At 42.6% G+C, this 5,803-nt stretch carries 2 tRNA genes and 3 rRNA genes; all 5 read right to left on the bottom strand.

Annotated elements, in window-relative coordinates:
* Positions 1 to 73: 73 nt before the first annotated feature.
* A 5S ribosomal RNA gene (rrf, locus tag CRU94_RS09475) occupies positions 74 to 189 on the bottom strand.
* Positions 190 to 410: 221 nt separating this feature from the next.
* Positions 411 to 3,411, bottom strand: a 23S ribosomal RNA gene (locus tag CRU94_RS09480).
* Between the two features lie 352 nt (positions 3,412 to 3,763).
* Positions 3,764 to 3,839: transfer RNA gene (locus CRU94_RS09485), tRNA-Ala, on the bottom strand.
* Positions 3,840 to 3,867: 28 nt separating this feature from the next.
* A tRNA-Ile gene (locus CRU94_RS09490) sits at positions 3,868 to 3,944 on the bottom strand.
* Positions 3,945 to 4,059: 115 nt separating this feature from the next.
* Positions 4,060 to 5,577: ribosomal RNA gene (locus CRU94_RS09495) — 16S ribosomal RNA — on the bottom strand.
* Together the 16S, 23S and 5S rRNA genes with 2 tRNA genes alongside form the textbook arrangement of a ribosomal RNA operon.
* Between the last annotated feature and the right edge of the window lie 226 nt (positions 5,578 to 5,803).

A 5,803-nucleotide genomic window follows, 5' to 3' on the forward strand; every position in this document is an offset into this window, starting at 1 on the left:
TAAATAAAAAAAGCCTTCAGCTAAACACTTAAGAGATAAGTGAATAGATAAAGGCTTGAATAAAACTCAAAAGAGCTGGCAGCGACCTACGTTTCCACCGGGGGACCCAGCAGTATTATCGGCGATGAAGTGCTTGACTACCAGGTTCGGAATGGGGCTGGGTATTTCCACTTCTCTTTAGCCACCAGCAAGTTGAGTGTTAAATTTAATTTTGAATGCTTAATTTTGAATTAAAATCCAAATTAAGTAAATTATACTTAACACTCAACTCAAACTAGAGTTAAGAAAAAATAATGCTAAAGTCTTTGTAGCTTTAAAAGCTAATTTCATATTTGTATATCTATATATAATCAACACAAATTAAACATAAGTAATATGCTTAATAAGATAGTAAACCAAAGAAAATTGTTAAAAATAAGCCAAACGTTCTATTAGTACTGGTCAGCTAAAGGGCTTACACCCATTACACATCCAGCCTATCAACCAGCTAGTCTTGCTGGGAACTTCAGGGAAAGTTCATCTTAGAGTTGGCTTCGAGCTTAGATGCTTTCAGCTCTTATCACATCCCAACGTGGCTACCCAACGATGCTCTTGGCAGAACAATTGGTACACCAGTGGTTGGTTCATCCCGGTCCTCTCGTACTAGGGACAAATCTCTTCAACTTTCCTACGCCCACGGAAGATAGGGACCGAACTGTCTCACGACGTTCTGAACCCAGCTCGCGTACCGCTTTAAATGGCGAACAGCCATACCCTTGGGACCGACTACAGCCCCAGGATGCGATGAGCCGACATCGAGGTGCCAAACCTCCCCGTCGATGTGAGCTCTTGGGGGAGATCAGCCTGTTATCCCCGGCGTACCTTTTATCCTTTGAGCGATGGCCCTTCCACGCAGAACCACCGGATCACTATGACCGACTTTCGTCTCTGTTCGACTTGTAGGTCTCACAGTCAAGCTAGTTTATGCCATTATACTCAACAAGCGATTTCCATCCGCTTTGAACTAACCTTTGTAAGCCTCCGTTACTATTTAGGAGGCGACCGCCCCAGTCAAACTACCCACCAGACATTGTCCTGAATGAGGATAACTCATCGCAGTTAGTAACTCAAATATTCAAGGGTGGTATCTCAAGGATGGCTCCGACTCTACTTGCGTCTAGTCATCATAGCCTCCCACCTATCCTGCACATGAATATCCAAGCTACAGTGTCAAGCTGTAGTAAAGGTGCACGGGGTCTTTCCGTCTTTCCGCGGGTAGGAGGAATTTTCACCTCCACTACAATTTCACTGGATCCCTCTTTGAGACAGCTCCCATCTCGTTACGCCATTCATGCAGGTCAGTATTTAACTGACAAGGAATTTCGCTACCTTAGGACCGTTATAGTTACGGCCGCCGTTTACTCGGGCTTCGATCAAATGCTTCGCTTGCGCTGACATCATCAATTAACCTTCGAGCACCGGGCAGGCGTCACACCTTATACATCCACTTACGTGTTAGCAAAGTGCTGTGTTTTTGGTAAACAGTCGGGAGGGACTCTTTGTTGCAACCTCTTTAGCTTTTTGAAGCAAGTTCATATACCAAAGTAGGCACACCTTATACCGAAGATACGGTGCTATTTTGCAGAGTTCCTTAAAGAGGGTTCTTCCACGCGCCTTAGAATACTCATCCCACCCACCTGTGTCGGTTTACGGTACGGGCAACATATAATAAACTTAGTGGCTTTTCTTGGCACGACAGTATCATCGATTCTCCATCTCCTCCGAAGAGTGTCAAGAGCCTGTAAGATCTCGGTCTAATGTTAAGCGGATTTGCCTACTTAACAACCTACATCCTTCGAGCCACACTTCCATCCGTGACCTCGATTAACTCTATGCGTCCCCACATCGCGCTTATATGTTGGTATTGGAATATTAACCAATTTGCCATCGTCTACACTTTTCAGTCTCGACTTAGGACCCGACTAACCCTACGATGACGAGCATCGCGTAGGAAACCTTGGGTTTTCGGCGTTAAGGATTCTCACCTTAATTATCGCTACTCATGCCTGCATGCTCACTTCTATCCGCTCCAGCACTCCTTACCGGTATACCTTCAACGCTGAATAGAACGCTCTCCTACCACTCAATTAAAAATTGAATCTAAAGCTTCGGTGTACATCTTAGCCCCGTTATATTTTCCGCGCAGAATCACTAGACCAGTGAGCTGTTACGCTTTCTTTAAAGGATGGCTGCTTCTAAGCCAACCTCCTGGTTGTCACAGTAACTCCACATCGTTTTCCACTTAGATGTAACTTAGGGACCTTAGCTGTTAGTCTGGGTTGTTCCCCTCTCGACGACGGATTTTATCACCCACCGCCTGACTCCTGTGATTCCACATATAGTATTCATAGTTTGATAGGGTTTGGTACCGCGGTAAGCAGCCCTAGCCCATTCAGTGCTCTACCCCTATATGCTACAACACAAGGCTATACCTAAATATATTTCGGAGAGAACCAGCTATCACGAAGTTTGATTGGCCTTTCACCCCTATCCACAAGTCATCCCAAGACTTTTCAACGTCAGCGGGTTCGGTCCTCCACTGGCTCTTACACCAGCTTCAACCTGCTCATGGATAGATCACTTCGTTTCGGGTCTGCAGCATCTGACTATGTCGCCCTATTAAGACTCGCTTTCGCTACGGCTTCGCACTTGGCTTAACCTTGCCAGACACCACAACTCGCAGGCTCATTATGCAAAAGGCAGTCCATCACCCTGGTGCACCTCATAAAATCTTACGATTTTACAAGGACTCCGCTAATCTTGATGACTTTCGGTGCACTAGTAAAGTTAAAACTTTACGAGATGCACCATAGGGCTCTGAATGATTGTAAGCTAATGGTTTCAGGTTCTATTTCACTCTGCTCGCTGCAGTTCTTTTCACCTTTCCCTCACGGTACTTGTTCACTATCGATCTGTAAGTAGTATTTAGGATTGGAGGGTGGTCCCCCCAGCTTCAGTCAAAATATCACGTGTTCCGACCTACTCAGGATACCATTAAAGTTATTGATGATTTTAATTACAGGAGTATCACCTTCTATGCTTTAGCTTTCCAACTAATTCATCTATCATCTTTAATCTTATATTATGGTCCTACAACCCCCAATGCAAGCATTGGGTTTGTCCTAATCCCAGTTCGCTCGCCGCTACTATGGGAATCTCATTTGATTTCTCTTCCTCTGGCTACTGAGATGTTTCACTTCACCAGGTTCGCTCCCCGCAGGGTAACATATATCTCTATATGTTGGGTTGCCCCATTCGGAAATCCTCGGATCAAAGCTCTTTGGCAGCTCCCCGAGGCTTATCGCAGCCTAATACGTCCTTCTTCGCCTCTTACAGTCAAGGCATCCACCATTAGCCCTTAATAGCTTATAATCGGAACCTAAAAAAATCTTACGATTTTATTTAGGGTCCTCTTTTCTTGCCTAAAAGTTATAGTAAACTACAACTTCTAAATTTGATAATATTCTTTGGCTACTATCTTATTAAACATATATACAAGTACATACTTTAATAAGTTAGTTGTGTTATCTATAGTTATTTAATATCTCTATTAAATTTTAGATATGAAATTTTTTTATTTAAAGTTAAATATTTCTATTTATCTTTACGAAAAAATTTTAAAGACTTTAACATTATATTTTTAAATATCATTTAGTAACTTCTTTTACAAAGCTCTAATATAAATCTTATAATCTCTTATAAAACTTATATTAAAACTTAAGTATGGTGGAGAATAGCGGGATCGAACCGCTGACCTCCTGCGTGCAAAGCAGGCGCTCTCCCAGCTGAGCTAATTCCCCAAACCAACAATCTTTAAAGATTATTTAATGGTGGGCCTATCAGGACTTGAACCTGAGACCTCACGATTATCAGTCGAGCGCTCTAGCCAGCTGAGCTATAGGCCCATTCACCTATACTTTTCGGTTAAATAATCTTTATAAACCAAATATGAGTTGTTAAAAAATATCATTTTATTCTTTATTTATATATTAAGAACCAAATCTTAATAATATTTCTTTGAAAGGAGGTGATCCAACCGCAGGTTCTCCTACGGTTACCTTGTTACGACTTCACCCCAGTCGCCAAATCCACTGTGGAAGGTAGCTACTTTAGCATCCCCGCTTCGAATGAGTTCGACTCCCATGGTGTGACGGGCGGTGAGTACAAGACCCGGGAACGTATTCACCGTAGCATAGCTGATCTACGATTACTAGCGATTCCAACTTCATGTAGTCGAGTTGCAGACTACAATCCGAACTGGGAGATATTTTATAAGATTTGCTCCACGTCACCGTATTGCGGCTCTTTGTATATCCCATTGTAGCACGTGTGTAGCCCTGGACGTAAGGGCCATGATGACTTGACGTCGTCCTCACCTTCCTCCTACTTGCGTAGGCAGTCTGTTTAGAGTTCTCAGCCAAACTGTTAGCAACTAAACACGAGGGTTGCGCTCGTTGCGGGACTTAACCCAACATCTCACGACACGAGCTGACGACAGCCGTGCAGCACCTGTATATAAGTTTCTGCAAGCAGACACCAATCTATCTCTAGAAAGTTCTTACTATGTCAAGTCCAGGTAAGGTTCTTCGTGTATCGTCGAATTAAACCACATGCTCCACCGCTTGTGCGGGTCCCCGTCTATTCCTTTGAGTTTTAATCTTGCGACCGTACTCCCCAGGCGGTACACTTAATGTGTTAACTGCATTACTGCAAGATCTAGTCTCACAACAACTAGTGTACATCGTTTAGGGCGTGGACTACCAGGGTATCTAATCCTGTTTGCTCCCCACGCTTTCGCATCTCAGCGTCAATTGTGTTCCAGTAAATCGCCTTCGCAATCGGTATTCCTTCTGATCTCTACGGATTTTACCCCTACACCAGAAATTCCATCTACCTCTCCCACATTCTAGATCAACAGTTTTCAAAGCAGTTCTATAGTTAAGCTATAGGATTTCACTTCAAACTTATTAATCCGCCTACATGCTCTTTACGCCCAGTGATTCCGAGTAACGCTTGCACCCCCCGTATTACCGCGGCTGCTGGCACGGAGTTAGCCGGTGCTTATTCATATAATACCGTCATTATCTTCTTATATAAAAGGAGTTTACGCACCGAAATGTGTCATCCTCCACGCGGCGTTGCTGCATCAGACTTCCGTCCATTGTGCAATATTCCCCACTGCTGCCTCCCGTAGGAGTCTGGACCGTGTCTCAGTTCCAGTGTGACTGATCATCCTCTCAAACCAGTTATGTGTCATAGTCTTGGTAGGCCATTACCCCACCAACTAACTGATACAATACAAGCTAATCTCTTACCAATAAATCTTTCCCTTTTATACTTATGCATAAAAGGAGTATAAGGTATTAGCAAACGTTTCCATTTGTTATCCCTTAGTAAGAGGCATATTACCTATACATTACTCACCCGTGCGCCACTTAGCTGACAACTATAGCAAGCTATAGCCCGTTCTCGTTCGACTTGCATGTGTTAAGCACGCCGCCAGCGTTCACTCTGAGCCAGGATCAAACTCTCCATAATTTTTTTATATCTATTCTCATAAATATATATTTGTTATAGTTTATTTGAATCTGACTTTTTTGTTTTTTATTACTAAATTACAAAATTATCACTCAAGTTATAGACAAGTTATAATTTTACTTATACTTGTTTCTTCATAATATTTTTTTAACATTTCTCATATTCAGTTTATAAAGATTACATTCTTCTTAAACCGTCTAATCATACTTTTAAAGATCTTAATTTT

The sequence above is a fragment of the Arcobacter sp. AHV-9/2010 genome, assembly GCF_004116575.1.
Classification (GTDB): Bacteria; Campylobacterota; Campylobacteria; order Campylobacterales; family Arcobacteraceae; genus Aliarcobacter; species Aliarcobacter skirrowii.